At 57.8% G+C, this 18,528-nt stretch carries 20 protein-coding genes and 2 pseudogenes; 7 read left to right on the top strand and 15 right to left on the bottom strand.

Going from position 1 to position 18,528, the window contains the following annotated elements; all coding sequences use genetic code 11:
- The first annotated feature begins 244 nt into the window (after positions 1 to 244).
- From QQL24_RS05720 to QQL24_RS05710, 3 genes are all read left to right on the top strand, one after another.
- A complete protein-coding gene (locus QQL24_RS05720) occupies positions 245 to 2,242 on the top strand; it encodes an acyltransferase family protein (protein WP_284310943.1) in 1,998 nt (665 codons plus the stop codon).
- A 196-nt stretch (positions 2,243 to 2,438) separates the two neighbouring features.
- A complete protein-coding gene (locus QQL24_RS05715; RefSeq protein ID WP_284310942.1) occupies positions 2,439 to 2,978 on the top strand; it encodes a recombinase family protein in 540 nt (179 codons plus the stop codon).
- 59 nt (positions 2,979 to 3,037) lie between these two features.
- Positions 3,038 to 3,391 (top strand): hypothetical protein, encoded by a 354-nt coding sequence (locus QQL24_RS05710; RefSeq protein ID WP_284310941.1) that lies wholly within the window; start codon positions 3,038 to 3,040, stop codon positions 3,389 to 3,391.
- A 598-nt stretch (positions 3,392 to 3,989) separates the two neighbouring features.
- Here the strand turns inward: QQL24_RS05710 and QQL24_RS05705 are convergent.
- Both QQL24_RS05705 and QQL24_RS05700 read right to left on the bottom strand, forming a co-directional pair.
- The gene (locus tag QQL24_RS05705) at positions 3,990 to 4,739 is read right to left on the bottom strand and encodes an aminoacyl--tRNA ligase-related protein (protein WP_284310940.1); all 750 of its coding nucleotides are present in this window, start codon (positions 4,737 to 4,739) and stop codon (positions 3,990 to 3,992) included.
- 276 nt (positions 4,740 to 5,015) lie between these two features.
- Positions 5,016 to 5,873, bottom strand: a pseudogene (locus tag QQL24_RS05700) (ExeA family protein); the annotation flags it as partial.
- A 163-nt stretch (positions 5,874 to 6,036) separates the two neighbouring features.
- Here QQL24_RS05700 and QQL24_RS05695 point away from each other — a divergent pair.
- Complete coding sequence (locus tag QQL24_RS05695; protein ID WP_284310939.1) at positions 6,037 to 6,294, top strand: hypothetical protein; 258 nt, start codon at positions 6,037 to 6,039, stop codon at positions 6,292 to 6,294.
- A 234-nt stretch (positions 6,295 to 6,528) separates the two neighbouring features.
- On the top strand, positions 6,529 to 6,786 hold the full coding sequence (locus tag QQL24_RS05690; protein WP_284310938.1) for a hypothetical protein: 258 nt from the start codon (positions 6,529 to 6,531) through the stop codon (positions 6,784 to 6,786).
- 247 nt (positions 6,787 to 7,033) lie between these two features.
- Here QQL24_RS05690 and QQL24_RS05685 read toward each other — a convergent pair whose 3' ends face one another.
- The 12 genes from QQL24_RS05685 to QQL24_RS05630 form a co-directional block, all read right to left on the bottom strand.
- A complete protein-coding gene (locus QQL24_RS05685; protein WP_284310937.1) occupies positions 7,034 to 7,360 on the bottom strand; it encodes a hypothetical protein in 327 nt (108 codons plus the stop codon).
- The gene (locus tag QQL24_RS05680) at positions 7,344 to 7,706 is read right to left on the bottom strand and encodes a hypothetical protein (protein WP_284310936.1); all 363 of its coding nucleotides are present in this window, start codon (positions 7,704 to 7,706) and stop codon (positions 7,344 to 7,346) included. Before QQL24_RS05680 ends, QQL24_RS05685 begins: the two co-directional genes overlap by 17 nt.
- Positions 7,703 to 8,110: a DUF5681 domain-containing protein gene (locus tag QQL24_RS05675; RefSeq protein WP_284310935.1), complete on the bottom strand. Its 408-nt coding sequence runs from the start codon at positions 8,108 to 8,110 to the stop codon at positions 7,703 to 7,705. Before QQL24_RS05675 ends, QQL24_RS05680 begins: the two co-directional genes overlap by 4 nt.
- Before the next feature lie 38 nt (positions 8,111 to 8,148).
- Positions 8,149 to 8,352, bottom strand: coding sequence for a hypothetical protein (locus QQL24_RS05670; protein WP_284310934.1), 204 nt, complete (start codon positions 8,350 to 8,352; stop codon positions 8,149 to 8,151).
- Between the two features lie 9 nt (positions 8,353 to 8,361).
- The gene (locus QQL24_RS05665) at positions 8,362 to 8,808 is read right to left on the bottom strand and encodes a hypothetical protein (protein ID WP_284310933.1); all 447 of its coding nucleotides are present in this window, start codon (positions 8,806 to 8,808) and stop codon (positions 8,362 to 8,364) included.
- Positions 8,809 to 8,913: 105 nt separating this feature from the next.
- A complete protein-coding gene (locus QQL24_RS05660) occupies positions 8,914 to 11,118 on the bottom strand; it encodes a DUF3987 domain-containing protein (protein WP_284310932.1) in 2,205 nt (734 codons plus the stop codon).
- Between the two features lie 5 nt (positions 11,119 to 11,123).
- Positions 11,124 to 11,441 (bottom strand): hypothetical protein, encoded by a 318-nt coding sequence (locus QQL24_RS05655; RefSeq protein WP_284310931.1) that lies wholly within the window; start codon positions 11,439 to 11,441, stop codon positions 11,124 to 11,126.
- Positions 11,442 to 11,550: 109 nt separating this feature from the next.
- The gene (locus tag QQL24_RS05650) at positions 11,551 to 11,970 is read right to left on the bottom strand and encodes a hypothetical protein (RefSeq protein ID WP_284310930.1); all 420 of its coding nucleotides are present in this window, start codon (positions 11,968 to 11,970) and stop codon (positions 11,551 to 11,553) included.
- Positions 11,967 to 12,458, bottom strand: a complete 492-nt coding sequence (locus tag QQL24_RS05645) for a hypothetical protein (protein ID WP_284310929.1) — start codon at positions 12,456 to 12,458, stop codon at positions 11,967 to 11,969. The genes QQL24_RS05650 and QQL24_RS05645 overlap by 4 nt, the downstream gene beginning before the upstream one ends.
- A 273-nt stretch (positions 12,459 to 12,731) precedes the next feature.
- Positions 12,732 to 12,935 carry a helix-turn-helix domain-containing protein gene (locus tag QQL24_RS05640; RefSeq protein ID WP_284310928.1) on the bottom strand — a complete coding sequence of 68 codons (204 nt, stop codon included), beginning with the start codon at positions 12,933 to 12,935 and terminating at the stop codon, positions 12,732 to 12,734.
- 120 nt (positions 12,936 to 13,055) lie between these two features.
- Positions 13,056 to 13,733, bottom strand: coding sequence for a hypothetical protein (locus QQL24_RS05635; RefSeq protein WP_284310927.1), 678 nt, complete (start codon positions 13,731 to 13,733; stop codon positions 13,056 to 13,058).
- Positions 13,733 to 14,941, bottom strand: a complete 1,209-nt coding sequence (locus QQL24_RS05630; protein WP_284310926.1) for a tyrosine-type recombinase/integrase — start codon at positions 14,939 to 14,941, stop codon at positions 13,733 to 13,735. Before QQL24_RS05630 ends, QQL24_RS05635 begins: the two co-directional genes overlap by 1 nt.
- A gap of 450 nt (positions 14,942 to 15,391) precedes the next feature.
- Between QQL24_RS05630 and QQL24_RS05625 the strand changes: the two genes are divergently transcribed.
- Positions 15,392 to 15,580, top strand: coding sequence for an Arm DNA-binding domain-containing protein (locus tag QQL24_RS05625; protein WP_284310925.1), 189 nt, complete (start codon positions 15,392 to 15,394; stop codon positions 15,578 to 15,580).
- A gap of 229 nt (positions 15,581 to 15,809) precedes the next feature.
- Here the strand turns inward: QQL24_RS05625 and QQL24_RS05620 are convergent, their stop codons facing one another.
- Entirely contained in the window at positions 15,810 to 15,980 is a 171-nt protein-coding gene (locus QQL24_RS05620; RefSeq protein WP_284310924.1) for a hypothetical protein, read from the bottom strand.
- Positions 15,981 to 17,913: 1,933 nt separating this feature from the next.
- Here QQL24_RS05620 and QQL24_RS05615 point away from each other — a divergent pair.
- Positions 17,914 to 18,323, top strand: a pseudogene (locus QQL24_RS05615) (2Fe-2S iron-sulfur cluster-binding protein); the annotation flags it as partial.
- Between the last annotated feature and the right edge of the window lie 205 nt (positions 18,324 to 18,528).

Genomic DNA, 18,528 nt, shown 5'->3' with positions numbered 1-18,528 from the left:
AGGGCGCGACGCTGCCAGACCAAGTTGAACAAATTGGCATCTGCTGCGCGATAGGCAGCAAGTGGCACTTCCAGCCGTTTATGTCTTTTGGCCTGCCCAAGGAGCGTGGCGAGCACAAACCCTCCTAAAAACTATGTCATGTGGTGAAGTGACGTGGAACCTCCACTTATTGATCCGGTTTGATGTGGGGGGTGTCTGTTTTCGACACCTGACATAAGGCTCGGCAATGGCGTGGCCCCAATCCATGCCGCCGGAAAGCAAACAGTGGGCGGGCGTGGCTTCGACGGATCCTCGATCTGCAAGGTTGAGTTATCGGGCCGATATCGATGGGCTGCGCGGTATCGCCGTGCTGGCAGTCGTGCTGTTCCACGGATATCCACGGAATTTGCCGGGCGGATTTCTGGGCGTCGACATATTCTTTGTGATTTCAGGTTTCCTGATTACGGGTTTGCTGCAAAATCAATTGACGGCAGGTACGTTTTCATTTGCCGAATTCTACCAGCGCCGCGTCAGAAGACTATTTCCTGCCCTTATATCCGTAATTTTGATCACCGCCATTGTCTCGGCCTTCGTTTATTGGGGCAACCAAGCGCAAGGGCTTTCCTGGCATATATTTGGCGCCTCACTATTTCTCTCCAATTTTTTCCTCTGGCGCGAGGTGGGGTATTTTGACGCCCTGGCACAAACAAAGCCGCTGCTCCACCTCTGGTCACTTGGTATCGAGGAGCAATTTTATATAGCTTGGCCCGTATTACTCTGGCTGTCGTTTCGACGGCGCTGGCGATTGAAGTACATACTGGGCCTGATTACGGGAGCATCGTTCTCATACTGCATATATTTATCCTACATCGATCCAGCAGCAGCGTTCTATTCTCCGCTTAGCAGGGCATGGGAGCTTTCTGCGGGAGGGTTATTGGCGATCTGTTCCCCCGCCACAATGAGGAAGGTGGTATATGGCTGGCTCGGCGTAGCAGGCGCCCTGATTATTTCGGCGTGCATTTTCTTGGTGAAGCAGCAGGGTTTTTACGTCTGGCAGGCTGTCTTTCTGGTCGCTGGGGTACTGCTGGTAATCGCGAGTGGATCAGCAGGCACGCCCTGGAGCCGCGTGTTGGCAGCCAAGCCTTTGGTTTATATCGGGCTGATCAGCTACCCTTTGTATCTGTGGCATTGGCCTGTGCTTGTTCTGGCCCGCTACTGTGACGCGCGCCTGTTCAGGCATCTTTCCTTTCTCCTGATCGCATTGAGCTTCGTGCTCGCTGCCGTCACTTACCGATATCTGGAGCGGCCAATTCGCCGCATGGAGCCTCTGCGCGACGTTTCGATCCGGCTCTTTTTTGCGATGGCCGCGACATCTCTGGTGGCAGTAGTTGGGTCGGTAATTCCAGTTAGCAATCTGTGGTATCCGCCTGAAGTCAGGCCGATCCTCGACTATGCCAACTACGATTACGTGACAGACGCTCGCGTCGGTGAGTGCTGGATCGATCCCGCCGATAGACGCCAGTCTTTCGGCAGCAGTTGTGGCTTCGGAGAAGATCGAAATGGTCTGAAGGTCGCAATTTGGGGCGATTCACATTCGGGACGCCTTTACCCCGGTTTACGCCGCACGGCTGGATCCGACATCAAAATCGCAGAGTACGTGTCAAGCGCCTGCCCACCTATCCAGAACTTCAGCGAGGTATGCCAGCCAGTTAACGAGAAGGCATTTCAGGCTTTAGAGAATGAACGCCCCGATATCGTAATCCTGTTCGCAAGATGGACGCTGTACTCCAATCAATATCGGGCAGGGTCGGCGATCAATGGACTGGGCTATTATGTCAGCCGGCTGAAAGCTCTTGGTGCGCGGGTTATTGTGGTCGGACCGTTCCCAGTGTTCAAAACTGACCTTCCGACGTTGCTCCTCAAAGAATGGAGTGAAAACAAAAAGGCTGGCTTGCCCGTCAGCCTCGACGGCGTTCCAGATAGGGCGACTGCAGGGGTCGATCGCGACCTTCGGGCATTTGCCGAGAAAAACAGCCTTAGATTTTTCTCTCTGGTCGATCTGCTTTGCAGTGGAAACGGCTGCAAGACAACGTTCTCGGACAGCCCTTACGACCTGATCACTTGGGACTACGGCCATCTGACAACTGGCGGCGCCGAGTATGTAAGCCGGCACCTGCTTGATTCGATCAGGGACCTGGCCAGATCCAGAGACAGTGACTTCGCCTCCCTCAAAGAGAATTCGGCTAAAAAACAATTAGACTAGATTTCCCGCAACCGATGGCGGCGACCGCGCCTTGCGCAACCGTGACATCAATGTCTCAACTTGAAACCGTTCTCTATGGGTATACCCCAGCGAGACAATCCGATGAGACACTTTCTGCGTCTTATTTGGGTTTACTTTTGCATTATGAGACGGTATGGAGAAAGGGTCTAGAACCAAACGAGACGGATGCCAGTGAATGACCACGTACGGCTATGCACGCGTCAGCACCACAGATCAGGATCTGACCATTCAGATTGAGGCTCTCCGCAAGGCGGGGTGCGATGTCATCCGAGAGGAGAAGCGCTCAGGTGCAACCCGAGAGGGCAGGGCGGAGCTTGATACGCTCCTCACCTTTCTGCGCGCAGGTGACACGCTCATGGTCACGCGCATTGATCGCCTGGCGCGCAGCATCGGCGACCTGCAGGACATCGTTCGCATGCTCAAGGCCAAAGGCGTGGCCCTCAAGGCCACCGAGCAGCCGATCGACACCGGCACGGCCGCGGGGAAGGCATTCCTCGACATGCTCGGTGTCTTTGCCGAGTTCGAGACGAACTTGCGCAAGGAGCGCCAGATGGAGGGCATCGCCAAGGCGAAGGCTGCCGGCGTGTACAAGGGGCGCAAACCGGTCATCGATACTGCCAAGGTGAAAGAGCTGCAGGGCAGCGGGCTGGGCGCCACGGAGATTGCAAAGAGGCTGAGGATTGGAAGGGCGAGCGTTTACCGGGTTATCGGTTGAGGGGCGACCATCAAGGCATCGCTCGTCGAGCAGATGACGGAATAGGGGTACCCGCTAAAATGGCTAACGAACCAAAAATTGTAGCAGCGCTATCGATCGAAAACTTGCCGGGGGAGGCCAAGGTCAATTTTCTAGGGGAAGGAGATGTAGCTCACTCGGCCGTATTCACCCACAAAGCCGCGACAGATCTAATTCGGCTGCTCTTCATGAGGCCTCCAGGGCATGAAGTGACCGTGAATGTTACGGCCTCGAAGTCTGGTTTAAAGGCAACAGGGGAAGTCGCCGTGGTTCTCAAAACGGCAGAGTTTGGTTCCATAGCGATCAAAGTAGATCAGCGCGCCATCGATTTTTTGCGACGCGAATTAATACATTGCGAGAACGTGCTGAAAGCTCAATCGTCGGCAAAGCACTGATGCTTCAATTTTTATACATGAAGTAAGGTACGGTGCACAACGCGGCGAGCACGATCAACGGGGCACAGATCTGGCACGCAACTCATTGACGCTCGGGGCTGCTGTACCCTTAATCAGCCTGATCTATGCCCAAACGTCCGTTGCCCGTTTGCCCGTAAGCCACTCGACGATGATGGCTCGGCTCTTGAGCCCGATGCCGTCTACGAGGCTGAGATCAGGCTTTCGGACCTGGGAGCTGGAAGGGTGCCATGTCTTTGGCCTTCCGCCTTGGAGGGGATACGGCGCAATCAACTGTGGGTTGAGAATGCGCGAGGTCTCGTGATCGTTGGGGGAGTAGTTGTAGCGGATCGAGATCATCCGGGCTCGGGCTTGAGATCATCGCAATTTCTGGCTCAGATTAGCTGAGATCATAATCCGCCTCGGGCTCACATTTAGCGAGACCGGGCTCAAATTATTTGCGACGGGCTCACAGTCGTGAGACTGTAGCCACAGCGTGAAGCAGAGAGGCGGATTTGGCCATGGCTGCTTCACGATCACCCTATGACAGTACGAGCATTGCATGGAGACCGGCCCTTTTTTGGGAGCCGGTTCCGGAGATCTATTGACGGTTTGCTGTCTCCCAATTGTAGACGCAGCGGTCAAGGCCGATGGCAATTTCGAGCACGAGGACATCGTGTTCTACGGGTTGTCCCTTCTTGGGCTGCGTCCTGTAACGATCTGGAAAATCGGTGCGCCGGGAGATCGAGCATACTTCCATCCACTTGTCGCCGTTATCGACCTCTACATCGACTGTGATCTGAGAATAGGCCGGCAGCCGATCGGACGGTACGATGCGGGTTGGTAGGTGGATGAGAGAAGCAATCATGCGGCGCACAGGCTCCAGTACGATGGCGTGATAGTCGTTCCCACTGTCAGCCGTATATGCGCACTGGAACTCCAGTTGCCAAAACTCCTTGAGACGCAGGTGCTTGGTCGGCTGCTCCTGTTCGCGTCGGTAGGAGCGACCTGCCTGCCAGACGCAAAGCGGCAGGCGTGTTCTGGAATGATTGCCGAGAATGTGCTGCATGTAGACGTAGGTAGAAGGCGTTGTTTCCGGCCGTAGGACGAGGGGCACATCGGTCTCGGCTAACTGCTCTTGAACCCAGATATCGGCATTCGTGTAGGCGTTCGAGACAAGCGAACGTGGCGTTAGGGCTGGGGCCTCGACCCTGCGGAAATCCCAAGCTGGGTTTACCGATCGAAGGAAGCCTCGTACCTCCTCGGAAAAAAAACGGACCATGTGGTCGCGCATGTTGATCTCGCGCTCTTCCCAGTGGACGAGCGAATTGACGTTGAAAAGATTGAGCACGGTGCCTTGTCTCCCTGGCAACCCTAGCGATATGGCGGCAGCTTTACGTCCAGCAGTTTGCCGGACACTTTGAAGGTCCGGACGTCACGACTGGACGCGGAGACCTCGCCCGCCAAAAGCGCGCAGCGCCACAGCCTGAAGACAGGTGTGGTCATGTCGGGAGATGGGCGCGCTACTGGAAGTCATGGAGCGTACCTCTAAATCTCACGAATCCGATTGTCAAAGATTTGCCTTGCAAGGGATCTTAGGCGCGCGCCCTGAGTTGCGAATGCCACGTTACAATGCAATCCCAGCGGCACGCATTTCGTCGGCAAGCTCATGAGCCCGACCAGCGTCGAGCTGGCCGCTCAGGAACCTTCGGATTTCGGCCGGCTTGGCATTGAACTGGTCAGCCAGGACCTTCACGGAATAGCCCTGCCGCGTCAGTTTCGGCTCCAGGGCATCGAAGTCCGGAGCGAGGGTCGCAGTGACGATTTCCGCCGTGATAGGCTTTTCGCCGAGGCGGAAGCCCTCCTCGAAGGCACGACTGAGGTGCTCGGCGATCTGCAGCGGCGTGCTCAAGCGGGTCGCCAGGAGATCGAGGGCAGCCGGCTCGATCATCTGATCGATGTCCGTCCCCTCAACAGTGCAGGCCTTCAGAAGCCAGTCGAGATAGGCACGCGTGTCTTCGCCAATCCCGTCGAAGGGCAGCACGTCGGTGCGGTTTCCGATTTCTTCCATGATCGGCCGGCGCAAATCGTTGCGTAGCTTGGGGTGGCCGACGAGCACGACGGATAATTTTCCGCCGCCACGCGCAACGACCTCCATCAATCGCTTGAGGCCGTTCAGGGTCTTGCCATGGAGGTCATGTGCTTCGTCAACGAAGAGGGCGACCGGTTTGCCGCCACGAGCCACCAGCTTCTGCAGTTCTCGCTCACGCTTTTCGCCCTGGGTCGGGATCTTCGGCTCTTTCTCGCGGGAGAGGTCATAGAAAAGGGCCGATATCAGCGTCGGCACCGTCGTGCGCGACTTGTCGACCGACAGGCTTTCGGCCACGATCACCTTCTTTTCCCGGGCAATTTCGTCCTGCAGGCGGTGCAGGAAAGAAGTCTTGCCGATGCCGATCGGGCCGGTGATGGCAATCAGGCGACCGTCGCCCTTCGATCGCGTGCTGCGTGCAACTTATACCTATTTTAAGTCAGTCCATGCCCACTTGACTGGTCGGCCGAGCTTCCAACGCCTACTTTTCCGGTTTTGAAGTTCATGCCGAGGGTCTAAATTGAGGCCTGTCTCGGTGTACGGCGACGGAGCGCATGGAATGGCAACCAAATTAACTGACTTGCATCGCGCTAAACGGGGCGTTGCTGTCTTGGCCGCGTGCATTGTCCAGACGCTAAATGAGTCTGATCCAACATTTCAAGAGCGCTTTCTCAAACGCCTCGGCGATGCCTACCAGGAGGTGCGAGACAATTGCGAAGGAGAAGTCAACGAAGAGCTTGAGCTTCTGAACTGGACCACGGAGCTTCTGGCGGGCTTCGACTGTATCAACGGAAAGGACAAGCCCTTTCTGGCGTAGCCCCATCAATAATCTTCAAAAGGATCCCACTCCGGCACCGGCTCCAGCCGGGTCGTCATTGCAGCCTGCAGCTCAAGTGAGACCGAAATACAGCGAGATCCAGCCGGGTACGGCTAGGGCGTTTTTTTAGCTGCTCTTTCATCATGAAAGCCTCAACGGCTTCACGTTAGAGTCACGGCCTAAGTACCTAGCTGACGGCGCTCGGCGATCAGACCGGGGTCTCAGGGGGGAACCATGGCCGTTCAAATCGAATATATTCGGGAGCAAGTGGCCGTCTTACAGGCTCAGGTCGAGGTCCTGAGCGTCTCGATAGTGGCAACGGCCAATGCACTTGAAAAGATGGATCAAGGTGCAAAGCGGCGAATAGCACTTGATGCGGCTGTCAGCATCCGTACGAAGTTTTCTTCTGAGAAAATGGAAGAAATGCGAAATCTTTCCTTGATGTTGATTGCCCGAGTTTTCGACATTCCGTTTGGCTCCTTGGCAAATTGAAGGCGCGTTAGAGCTTCAGCAGCAGTTACGCTCGAATCAATAGCCATAGCGCCGAAGAGATCGGCGTATAAACGCTCGCTCATTGTCCTAGCCCTTGCATTTTTACTCGTCGTGACTACCTCAAATCAGGCAGGCGACAGCCGCCTTGAGCGCCTCACCTCAGGCCCTGGCCGTCTTGAAGTTGGTCTCCGCCGTTTCCGTCACCGAGCGACCAGCCGTCGTCATCCGGCCCTCCCGCTCACGCTGATTAGACATCACGGCGAATAGTCGCCGGCAGCCCCCGCGTTTTCCCATTCACCGCCCGTATAAGCTGACCCAGCTCAGCGCCGCTCATGATGGCCCTGATCTCATAGGGCGGTAGCCCTGGTTCGGCCTCTGCGATTGGCGTCCCGCATCGAGGCCTTTCCAGCACGAGGCTGCCTTTCTGTTCAATAGGGCAACCCACGGTCTCCTCGAAGAAGGCTTTTGCGCCCTCGTGAGTGCCGCCATGGCGGCAGGACATGATGACCAGTCCGCCGCTATCATTCGCGGCGCCTTCAAGTCGCTGCAGCCTGAGATCAATTGATCTGGGCATTGTGGGCCTCCCAGACAGACACTCGCGTTTCCCGTGGCTTGGGTAAGCCTCGCGACTTGCCGTCGATCATTCGAAAAATCTCAGCCCAGAACTCTGCCCCGTCGAAGATACCCACGACTGCATAGATCTGTGACGATGCTTCGGCGGCGGCGTCGGTGCCCTTCTGCGAGCGCCGCTCCAGCATGATGAAATCCTTCTGCTCGACTACCGATCCCGTCGTCTCCTCGAAGAAGGCCTTGGCGCCGTCCTGAGTCCCTCTCTCGTCGCACTCAATGACGATGACCCGGCCACTGTCCTTGCGCGTCCCTTCGAGCTTCTCAAGGCGTGATGCAAGGTTGCGGTTCATGGCGTGGCTTTCTCCTCGAGCTTGCGCAGGCGCTCGTCGAATTCGAGCGTTTCGAGTGCATGGGTGAATGTGTCGATCAGTTTGGCGAACTCGGCTGCCTCGCCTGGTGTCAACTCGCCGCCGGCCACGGCATTGGCCACGGCGCCCATGGCGCTCACGGCGTCCGCGGCCGTCCTCATTTCGGGTAGGGCGAAGCTGACGGGCCGATCCTTGCGAGGCGGCACGATCCTATCCAGGCAGAGGCGCAGCGCCACACTATCGCCCGCCAGGGCCATTTCCACGGCCTTGCGCGTCAAGCCCTCCGCCTCGCCGTCCAGCAGCGCTTCGGCCGCCAAGGTGGCCTTGTGGCGGGATCCTGGAGGCTTTCCAGCGGGGTTGCCGGACTGGCCGGGTTTGAAGGTCATGACTGTATGCGCCTTGTATTTTCTAGCTGCAGATTAACCTAAAGTGAGTTGATTGGCATCTTTGATTGTTCGACCGGCGAGAGCTGCGCGGGCGGCGCTACGGCGTCGAGCGGCATCGCTTCGAGAAGCTGCTGAACGCGGTCGAGTGCGATGAGCGCCTTGCGGGTGGTGAGGCCGGACGCGCTCTCTCGGTTGAGCTCGCCAACCAGGTCGCGCACGGCGGTAATGAAGGGATTTTCCATGCTAAATCCTCAATTGACGAATGCCGGCCAATGGCCGCGATAGAAGCTGCCGCCGTTCGACAGTCTGGCGCGCTGTGCCTCGATCCCGACGACCGATCGGCCGCGCAGCAGCCACAGCAAACCCATGACGTCGTGTCGGGCGAGCGGGTGAGTGGGATGCAGGCCGAACAGATCGAGGTCGGCCCAGCCGAGCAGGAAAACCTCTTCCGCCCATTGGTCGAGGAAGGCGCGAGCGTCGGCCTTTGCCTGCTCCCAGCGGTGCTCATCATCCGTCGGATTGGCAGCCTCAAGAGCGGCGAGGGCCTCGGCGTACGGGCCGCGGTATGGTGGCTGGAACGACATGACTTTTGCGACAGTCGTTACGATTGGCGCCGACTCTATCAGGTCGTCGTGGACCTCGATATCCCGCGTTTTGGTTGCGACGCGGTTCAGCGCCAAGGCAAGCCATTCGCTCATGTAAATCTCCAACCCTTGGTCCGTTTGCTCCGTTAGCCTCCATAGGTCGCTGCACTGCCACCTAACGGAGCTAATGGAGCTAACGGACTGGCACCTATAGATTTCTCATGCCGCTTTCCTGAACAGGCGGCCGTTCACTTCAAACCTCTTCGAAGAGCGTCCTTTTGTGCCGCCCTCACGGTCGGGCGCGGGGCGAATGACGCCGGATTCCACAAGTGCGGAGCACGCCACTTCCATCGCTGACGCATCTCTCAGTGGACCACCTTTAGATAGACGGAGGTCGCGCGAGTTGAACGTAAGCCCCCCAGCGTCGCGCAGCCTTCTGATCAACACCATGGCGAGTCGGTCATTGAGCGGTATGGAGGCATCCCCGAAAACGCGCTCGGCCATCGGCAGGAAATAGCCGTCGACGATTCCGCTTGCTGCCAGCACGGCGTCAGCGCTGATCTTGTCCGGCTCTCTGTCGTTCGGCTGGATGCACCACCACAGATATTCAAGCACGGCAGCAAGCCTCAGAACGTGACCTCGAGCCTTGCCGAGAGCACCGGCCATGACACCTGTTGCCTGGTGGGCTCGTATCGCGACAGAGCGCGCGTACTGCTCCAGAAAGTCCTCGGCCTCGCTGGTGAGCTGGATATGTTTGGGCTCGGGGTTGCCGAACTGATCCGCGCTCATCGGCAGTTCTACGAGCCGGGCAAAGGCTGAGTTCGCCTTGTGGTCGGAGTGCAGTTCGCGAAGCAGCGAGAAGTCGGGGAGCTGTTCCGGCCAGGCCCACAGCATGCGAGCAACTAGGCCATCATCAGGCCCGGAGAGCATGTCCGCGAGCTTGTCGGGCTGGACACCGCCAAGGATGCCGATCGACAGATGAGGAATGCGGATTGGTTCCGCATTCTTCACACGGTCGACAACATAGGCGCGACCACCATACATCTCGATAGCGAAGGCACGATCGGCACCCCCGCCACCGTATTTGTCGAAGGCCCCAAACCAGCCCGACAGCTCGTCCCGAACGAGTAGCAGCCCGCGCGGCAACGATGAGGCCAGCTTCGCGATGGCTTCGATCGTGGCATCAGCGACGCGAACACGCGGACGAGGAGGCATGTCAGGGATCGCGGCCTCGGCGGGCATCTGGCGCGGATTTTCGCCAGCCTTTACCGAGGCTTTGACTTCGGCCTCCCACGCTTCTCGCGTGGCCTTGGCGGTCTGGCGCTTCGTCTCATAGTCGCGGCGCTCATCGTCGTAGCCGGCAGCCATCTGCTCCTCGGCATGGTGTACCAGGGCAAAGGCCGCATCCATAGAAGGAGACTTGCCGGAAGACGGCGAGCCCACCAGTCCGCACCAAAGGAGGGGCGGCTCGAACCAATTGGCGCCGGCCATTGGCCACCGCACGTTTCCGATAGCCGCCCCAGCACTGGCGAGCAGCGAAATGGCGACGTAGTCCAAGGGAGCCGAACAAGCTGCGGCCCGCTTTTCAACCCACTCGCCCCAGCCGTTCAGCAACTCCACTGGAAAGCCTGGAGCAGGGCGCCGACCTGTCCCGAGCAGGCTTAGATCTGGATTTTCCCAGCTCCCGAATTCCGGCTCCTGCTGTGCCGATAGGGCCATTAGCTCCGTTAGCTTCGATAGGTCGACACCTGCGGGAAGCTCGTCTGCTAGATCCCAGCCAACCGGCCAGGATTGAGGAACCGGGACGGTTCCGACACTCGCGACGTCGGCCTGATGAAGGAGGCCGGCGACATCTGCAGCATACGCGAGGCCGGCAGCATCGTTGTCCGGCCAGATCGTCACCTTGCGACCTCGGAGAGCGGTCCAGTCTGTCTTGCCTGCTGCCTTCGAGCCGCTGCTCGACGTTGTCACCACGTAATCAGTGAAAAGTAGTGCGGCAGCGTCCGCAGCCTTCTCGCCCTCGACGACAAGCACCGGAGCGTCGGGCCGGGCTGCCAACTTATCCAATGCATAGAGCGGCCTGCCTGAAGGCATCGCCTTAGCGCGCCAGTCCTCCTGCCCGGCCTGGTCCCTGCAATAGGTGAATGGCCGAATTTGCTTACCGGCAGGTACGCCATTAGCCGGCTTATCGTAGCGCGCAACGAAGAAAGCTCGCTCGCCGTGGGCCGTGACGTACTTCCAGATCGCACCAAACGAGAAGCCGGCCGGGGCCACTCGATCGACGAGTGAGCGAGGCAACTTTGCAGCGTGCTCGGGCACGGGTACGAGCGGTTGCCAGCCATCGCCTGGCGGCACGGCGCCTGCAGCAGCCTCGTCATCCCCCAGCCGCGAAAATGGATCGGAATTGTGAGAGTGGGCTTCCATGATGACTAAACCTCAATTCCAAGCATCTCGGCAACGCGACGAGCGGCCTCGATCTGGGATAAATTGAATACGAATGCGGCAAGGCTGATCACGTCACCACCGCGGTCACCGCTGGCGAAGTCGGCCCATTTCCCCGTCACGAGGTTGACGGCAAAGCTGCCTGGCGCCCGATCGGAGCGGCGCGGGTTGAGCGCGAAATACTCGCGCCCATGCCGCTTGCCGCCGGGAAGCCAGCGTGCACAGAGTGCAGGCAGGCAGGCACGTGCGGCAGCGTTGACGGCGTCGAAGTCGATGTGACGATGCGTGTGAGGAAAGTTCAGCATCAGGGCTCTCCCGACGGTTCATCGTCAGAAGACAGGACAAAGACGAACTGAAACAGATTGCCGATTGGCGGCATCTTTGGCCGCACAGGAATACGAGTACTGGTCGCGGTCATGCTGCGCCGCCCTTCGGAACATAAATGTAGGGTCGGAAAAACAGAGCCCCGAATTTGGAGGCCCATTTTTCGGCGAGGAGGGCTGCCTCAGCCTGGGTGCGGATACCGCGCTCCAGGAGGGCAGCGGAATCGCCGCTTCGAGACAAATGGTCGACGCACCAACCATCCGCTTCTAGGTGGAGGCTTACGTCGCCATTTTCGGCGAATGGAATTCCGGTATCCTTCGCGTATTGTCGAGCCGGCGCGACGGCCTTCTGTGGATGGTCAAAGCCAAACGGAAAGACCGAACACCGATTGCCTTTATGGACGTGGCAGACAGACCAGACGTCGCCGGGCTCTTCCTCGAAGATCTGGATTTCGCCTTGCGGCCGGAAAGGAATGATCTGGCAGTGACCGGGTTGAGGATGCTTGCTCATGCGTTGCCTCCCGACGGTGTGGAGGCAATGGCGAAGCCCTCGATATATTTGGTGTATCCCAGCTCAGCTTCAGCTTGGGTCGCACCTGATATCCGAAGTGCGGTACGAATCATCGCCGCTTCGCTCACCGCCAGGGGGATCATTAACTGGCTGGTGATGTCGCCAATGATCGCAGGATCGCTTGTGTAACGGCGCAACACGCCTTCAACTTCACTGAGCCGCTCTGCGATATTTGCGCCCGCGGAGAACGCAACCTGAATGCCGGCCGGGATGTCGGTATGGCGGGCGGCTATGTTGTCGGCTGTAATAAGCGAGCGGATGGCGTCATGGCCATCACAGAAGCGTCCGACCAAATATCCGTGAACCGAGTACGCACCGAAATGCTCATCGCGCTGGATGATCGTGCCGGCGAGTACCGCCTTGTCATAGATATGATGATGGCGGCCGGGCTCAAGCGCATTGTAGGTCTGAGGGAGAGGCTTACCCATTGGCGCCGACCTCTTGACCGAGGCCGGAAAGCCGGCAAATGAGCTCGGCTGTCGCGGGCGCCAGCCGAAAGCGGCGAGCGATGCGACGGGCTGCTGGCGACAGGGAAGGAGAAGGCTGCCAAGCCTCAATTGCGCGCTTGCTGCGCTTAAATTTGTTGATTTTGCCGGTCTTTGACTGCATAAGACTAGTCATTGCGATTGTCCTTGCGAGGGATGGATTGCAGACGAATTGAGACGGCCCGTTGCTCTGATCAGCAGCGGGCTGTTTCCGTCTCAGGACTTCTCGGGAGGGCGGGCCGGGGGCAGCTTGGCTATGTAATCGCGCAGCGCGGCAACCGGAATTAGGGTGCGTCTGCCCATGCGAACGGCATGGAGCTCTCGGCGGCGGATGGCTTCCCAAACGCGGGTTTCGCCAGATCCAATTGCTTTCGCGGCGCCAGGCACGCTGTAAGCAATCTGCTCAGGGTTGATGTTCATGTTCGTCCTCTTGACCTAGGGTGGTCCCTAGTGAGGACATCGTTGCGTGATGCCCGGCGAGTTGGGCAGATTTGGATGAAAATTCTTTTTCTAAAAAATTTATCCGAGCGCTAAACGGTTCTACCGGCTCGTTTTTCTTCTCGCACGTCCTTCGCCTGCGGCGCGAATTTTCGGCAGTGGCTTAATCTTGTGGGTGCCTATTGCGGTGCGGAACGTGTCCAGCTTGTATGTTCCTATTCCCATCTCTACGCAGACGATTTGCCCAAACCGATAGAATTGCTCAGACAGCTCCACCGTGTCGGCCGGCGCCTTCCTCAAGCATTTTCGGTACAGCGACAAAATTTCTTCATTTACCAGCCGTTGAAATGGCGTCCAGTTGCCGGCATCAACTTTAATCTGGCCGTTTATCCCCTCCTTCCACTCGTGGTTCCAGTTCCGGCGGGATAGCGAGGCGGCTGCGGCCGTCTCGATTTCAGCTAGAACTTCCATATCAAAGAGTGCGTTATGAGGGTCGCGCGGCCAATAGGTTTCCATTTCGCGAAGTGTCCAGTCTCGCTCCTCATTAAGAAGTTGCCTCAAGCCGACGACAGTCTTGTGGATCTTCGCCAATCTTTTTTTCCTGTTGCTCCAGAGACCTTTCTTCGTGATAGCTAGCTTTGATCGAACTAACGCAGCCCGCCACCCGAACGGGTTGATAAAATTGCGTATTGCGGTTCTGTCGCAATTATCGGGCATTTCGGCCCCCGCAACGATGCGTTCGACGGCAGCGTTTAGGTCAACGTTGGCGGGATCATCCATCACACCCTCTTGCCGATCGAGACCACGTTTTCCTCAGGTGGCGTGATACAAAAGGCTGCCCAGCTCTCCATCAGCTGGCGACGCCGGTCGAACAAATCGCCACGGCGATAAGCCGCTTCAACCTTATCGCGGACAGCATGCGCCAACGCCATTTCGCTTATTTCGTTGGGCGTCGAAGTGGCTTCTGAGCACCAATCCTTAAACGTGCTCCGGAAGCCATGAGTCGTCACGTCGACTTTCATGCGCCGCAGAAGCATTTCCATGGCTTGATTAGAGAGCGGCCGGCCAGGACGCAGGCCAGGGAAAACGAAAGCCTCTGGCTCCTCGTCCGTTCGCACCTTCGCCGCCTGCTCCAGAATTTCGATTGCACGGCCGCTCAAGGGGACACGGTGCGCGCGTCCAGCCTTCATGCGGCTGCCGGGAATCGACCAGACCTTTGCGGCCGTATCTATCTCTGCCCACGTCGCGCCAGTTATTTCGCCTGTGCGCGCGGCGCAGAGAATGGTCCATTCCAGTGCCAAAGCTGCAACGCCTTCCCGTTTCTGCAGATCCTGCACAAAGGCCGGCAATTTGGCATACGGCAGGGCCGCATGATGACCGCGCGAGAGCTTCCTGGCAGCTGGCAGCAAGTTCTTGAGATTGCCGCGCCAGGCCGCGGGGTTCTCGCCGTTGCGATGCCCAAGGGCCTTGGCCGCGTCGAGGACGCGCTCAATTCGGCCCCGGACTCGGGACGCCGTTTCGGGCTTGTCCACCCAGATGGGCTTCAGCGTACGCAAAACGTCCTCAGTGGTGATGGCATTGACCTTCATGCCGCGCAAAGGCTTGGCATATTCGCGCAAGGTCATGGACCACTGCTCCCGATGCTTCTCGTTGCGCCATTCTGAGGACATCGATTTGATCAGGTCATCGGCCACCTCGCCAAACGTAGGGACCGGCTTTTCAGCCTTTCTCGCGACAATCGGATTCACCCCGTCGGCAACCTGCGCACGAGCATCCGTAGCCAGTTCCCGTGCTCGAGCAAGCGATACTGAAGTCAGACCGCCAAGGCCCATCTCCTTCAGTTTGCCTTCCCATCGGAACAGAAACACCCAGCGCTTGGCGCCGCTGCTATCGACGACAAGGAACAGGTTGCCGCCATCGGCATGGCGCCCCGGCTTTGCGAGCGAAAGAACCGAGCGGGCATTCAGTCGATTTATTTCCCGTGCCATTTCGGCTTACCCTAATTTCTACCCCAACAAGAAACGCGATTTCCTGCGAAGCGCTATGAAGGATAATGACACGGGAGCCTAAATAAGTGAAGATAATCAGGACTCTCTCGACAGTCTAACGAAGGCTGGTGAAGGGTAGTTCAGCGGACGCCCCTTCCGCCATATTTCATTCCCAGACATTCCCAAGCCTGCCCAAATGCCCTGTAAAAGCTTGGCGTATCGGGCTTTATCGTTTCCCAACCTATCCCAGGTCTTCCCATGTAAGCGCACGCAAAACCGGGTATCTAACCGTATATGGCCCTCGGCAAACCGTATATCCTGCTTCGGGAAACCTTATATCAAACGGTGATGAACCAGGTGGCAGGGAATGATCGGCAAACTCACCGACGCACAGATCCGAAAGGCGAAGAAGGCTGAGAGAAGGCCTATCGGCTGTCCGATGGAGGTGGTTTGCACCTAGAAATTTCGACCGCTGGCGGCAAACTTTGGCGCTATCGGTACGAATTTCATGGCAAGGAGCGGATCTTCGCGCTCGCCAGCCTGGCCTTATCCATGCTCGGCAGGGGCCTCTGGATGCTCTTCACGCATTTCTGGGAGGTGCTGGCCTTCGCAAAGAGGCTGATCAGCGGCGGTCCTTGATCGCCGCCTGTCATCGATCTCAGGCAAGCATTGAGCCCGCCGCCCCGAAGGGCAGCGGGCTCATTTGCGTTTTGGCGCCCTTTGACGCAGGCGTGAACCGCATCTAATGATAGTAAAACGGGCGGCTCTTTACAGTGCGATGGGCGAATCCGGCTAGAATCGATCAAACAGAGCGGATTTTGTGTTCGCCATGTAAGTTGGCCAAGATCGCCGTTTCGGGCCGACCGGCCTAATAGCGATAATACATGCGAGGACGATAGCCATAGCCGTAACCGCGATGGCCATAGCCATAGCCGTAACCGCGATAGCCATAGCCGTAACCGCGATAGCCATAGCCGTAACCGCGATAGCCATAGCCATAATACCGATCTCTGATGCAGCCATAGGGGGAGCGGTGCATCCCATAGGGACATAAACGACGAGCTTGCTGGACAAGCCCGTTGTCAGCCTGAGATTGCGCAGATGGTGCTATCGGCATTGCCGAGGCAATCTGCGGAGCAATCGTCATGCTTCCGGCCGCCAGGCAAGCTGCGATAAGCAGATTTCGGGTGAGTTTCATAGCTACCTCCCTCAGTTCCATGCCTCAATGTCTAGCAGGTTGATCTGAATGCAAGATGAACCCAGCACGTCAAGATCAGTTCCTTTGGCCTTCGGGCTGGAGGGGCTTTTTTTACGTTTCTGAGGACCCAAGGGAATCGCCTTGAAGCTAAGGCAGCCGTGGGTTCTGTTGAAAATCTTCCATCGCTTTTTCAAGGAGACCCCACAAGTTCGGTCCCAGCAAATTGAAAGGAAAGGTCAGCGTCTTCACCGCATTCAAATGAGGTCTGGTTCGTCTGTAAAGCCATCCTCTGACGGTGGCGGCGGCCCTGGCCCGTCGATCAGATCTGCCACATCGGGCTGGTTGTAGCTCGGGCTGTTGACCTTGCTCGATATCGGCCACATGGCCATCAACTCCGCGGGATGCGGCACAATAATGCCGGCAATCGACGGGGCAGAATGGGGCGAATGCCTTCATCCAACAATCGCGGGAAATTGAGACCACAAGCCACTTAATGCCGCCAGGAAGGCCAAAACCGCTGCGATTGCAGCCCAGAATGCGGCCGAATAGTTCAATCGGTTTGAAATGTTTGCGGCTTTCATTATCTCAGCCGACTAGGCTTCGTTTCTCTGAGTGGCGCCGACAGGCTCGGACCACCATTGCCAATCTGAAGCGATCGGCACCGTTGTCGATCGTCGCCAATCTCGGGCGGCCTTGAGCCCCGTTAATAGCGTCGCAATGATGAGACAAAGAGTGAGGAGACTTGTCCACACCAGAACCTCCTACGCCGATCTGCCGATATCGACGGCTTGGCGCGCCCACTGGCATGCGCTTCCAGATACATAGGGCGCTCTGGGAATGTTTGTAGTAGTGGTCTTACGACGGCATAGCCCTTGTCCTTGCGAGTGCCCGACGTCTGCGCTTTTGCACTGGCACGAAGAAGGATCTACACGCCCCAAGGCTTGAAGTTGGAAGCGACAGGCCCGCACCTCGCCGAGACAAGGTGCTGCCCAGGGACGCGCCGCGGCCGGTAGGATAGGGTCTTTCGGGGGTATTCGCCAGATTGAGACTTCAAGGTCGACGCAGAACTGGGGGCCGATGGAGAGTGGCGTGGTGCATTAGGAGTAAGCACGTCTTGCCATCGGTATCGCGTCATCAGCGTGCTGAAGTTATGCGCTTTTTCGTGGCGGGAGGTGGAACGAGTGTGGAATCCGCCGAAGGATTATTGCAGGGTACCTCCCTGACTTTGTTGGTATCCCCCTTATTCTTCTACTATTACCGCTATTTGCAGAATTGACGCTTAATGGTAACGTCTACAATATTATATAGATGAGCACGCAGAGTGCGAGCAAACTAGTGGACACTGTTGATTTAGTTAGGCTTATATTTTTACTCCTGGCATGTTTAATCGCAGCTAGTGGAATTGCATCGATATTATTTCGGCGGGACAGTGCCTTTCATTGGCTCATAGTTCTCGTTGCAGTATGGGTTTGTGTTTTAATCTCACCATATGTTGTATCTAATCTTGACTATTAGCCTGATTTGACGGTCCAAGGTGGCGCAGACCTTCCAGGATCGTTTCGGAGGCTTCTGGATCGAGCCGACGGACAAGGCACAGCGCCAGGCAGAGGAGCGGTTGCGCGCCGAGCAGGTCAGGGCGGCCAGCCGTTAGAGAGAGATCTTGCTCCACTTGCTGCGGGTGGTCTTCGCTTTCGTCGCTTTCGGCCCTTTGCGCCGCTGGCGCGCCTCTTCCTCGTAACGCTGGCGCCACTCCTCTCGGAGCCTCTCCAAAGCCATCTGTGGACCATCCGCCTTTATAAGTGACCTGACTGCTGGGGCATCACGACGGACCGCATCCATACGGAGCTGTTCGGCTCGGGACCATCGATTACACCAGGCATCGCCACCTCATCGCATCGTCCCCACCAGCCACCAGGGCCGCCTGGTGCGGGACCGCTGGTGTCATTCGCCCGGAGCGGCCTGAGCGTCCGGTGGGGTTCGGCCTTTCAGACCCTCCTGGAGCTTGCCGAAGCGTGCGACATCCCCACACGATGGTCGTGCCGCTCAGGCATCTGTCACACTTGCGAAACCGGGCTTGTGGCCGGAACAGTCGCCTACCGGCCCTATCCGATCGATCCGCCAGCGGCCGGCAGTGTGCTGGTATGCTGCGCCCAGCCTCAGGGCGACGTCGTGGTCGATCTTTGATGCGTTGGACATGCCACACATCTTGTGTGCAGCTCGCCGGGTGGGATTTTCCGCACTCCGACGCCGGTAGGCGCATTCGGCGGCACCGTATGCTATCCGCCGACATCGCCGAGAACCGCTTCGGTGGTTCGTGACGGCCTACCCGCTTGAAACTGCCGGGGATACTCCAGCGGGGTATGTCAAGGCACGAACTGCTGGCCGCCAT

The organism is Labrys miyagiensis (assembly GCF_030160835.1).
Lineage (GTDB): Bacteria > Pseudomonadota > Alphaproteobacteria > Rhizobiales > Labraceae > Labrys > Labrys miyagiensis.
This window is presented reverse-complemented; position numbering and strand designations above follow the sequence as displayed.

Bases quoted from the DNA above. Each gene is read 5' to 3' on its own strand.
- QQL24_RS05720 (WP_284310943.1), top strand. From the start codon at position 245: ATGCCGCCGGAAAGCAAACAGTGGGCGGGCGTGGCTTCGACGGATCCT.
- QQL24_RS05715 (WP_284310942.1), top strand. From the start codon at position 2,439: ATGACCACGTACGGCTATGCACGCGTCAGCACCACAGATCAGGATCTG.
- QQL24_RS05710 (WP_284310941.1), top strand. From the start codon at position 3,038: ATGGCTAACGAACCAAAAATTGTAGCAGCGCTATCGATCGAAAACTTG.
- QQL24_RS05695 (WP_284310939.1), top strand. From the start codon at position 6,037: ATGGCAACCAAATTAACTGACTTGCATCGCGCTAAACGGGGCGTTGCT.
- QQL24_RS05690 (WP_284310938.1), top strand. From the start codon at position 6,529: ATGGCCGTTCAAATCGAATATATTCGGGAGCAAGTGGCCGTCTTACAG.
- QQL24_RS05685 (WP_284310937.1), bottom strand. From the start codon at position 7,360: ATGCCCAGATCAATTGATCTCAGGCTGCAGCGACTTGAAGGCGCCGCG.
- QQL24_RS05680 (WP_284310936.1), bottom strand. From the start codon at position 7,706: ATGAACCGCAACCTTGCATCACGCCTTGAGAAGCTCGAAGGGACGCGC.
- QQL24_RS05675 (WP_284310935.1), bottom strand. From the start codon at position 8,110: ATGACCTTCAAACCCGGCCAGTCCGGCAACCCCGCTGGAAAGCCTCCA.
- QQL24_RS05670 (WP_284310934.1), bottom strand. From the start codon at position 8,352: ATGGAAAATCCCTTCATTACCGCCGTGCGCGACCTGGTTGGCGAGCTC.
- QQL24_RS05665 (WP_284310933.1), bottom strand. From the start codon at position 8,808: ATGAGCGAATGGCTTGCCTTGGCGCTGAACCGCGTCGCAACCAAAACG.
- QQL24_RS05660 (WP_284310932.1), bottom strand. From the start codon at position 11,118: ATGGAAGCCCACTCTCACAATTCCGATCCATTTTCGCGGCTGGGGGAT.
- QQL24_RS05655 (WP_284310931.1), bottom strand. From the start codon at position 11,441: ATGCTGAACTTTCCTCACACGCATCGTCACATCGACTTCGACGCCGTC.
- QQL24_RS05650 (WP_284310930.1), bottom strand. From the start codon at position 11,970: ATGAGCAAGCATCCTCAACCCGGTCACTGCCAGATCATTCCTTTCCGG.
- QQL24_RS05645 (WP_284310929.1), bottom strand. From the start codon at position 12,458: ATGGGTAAGCCTCTCCCTCAGACCTACAATGCGCTTGAGCCCGGCCGC.
- QQL24_RS05640 (WP_284310928.1), bottom strand. From the start codon at position 12,935: ATGAACATCAACCCTGAGCAGATTGCTTACAGCGTGCCTGGCGCCGCG.
- QQL24_RS05635 (WP_284310927.1), bottom strand. From the start codon at position 13,733: ATGGATGATCCCGCCAACGTTGACCTAAACGCTGCCGTCGAACGCATC.
- QQL24_RS05630 (WP_284310926.1), bottom strand. From the start codon at position 14,941: ATGGCACGGGAAATAAATCGACTGAATGCCCGCTCGGTTCTTTCGCTC.
- QQL24_RS05620 (WP_284310924.1), bottom strand. From the start codon at position 15,980: ATGCACCGCTCCCCCTATGGCTGCATCAGAGATCGGTATTATGGCTAT.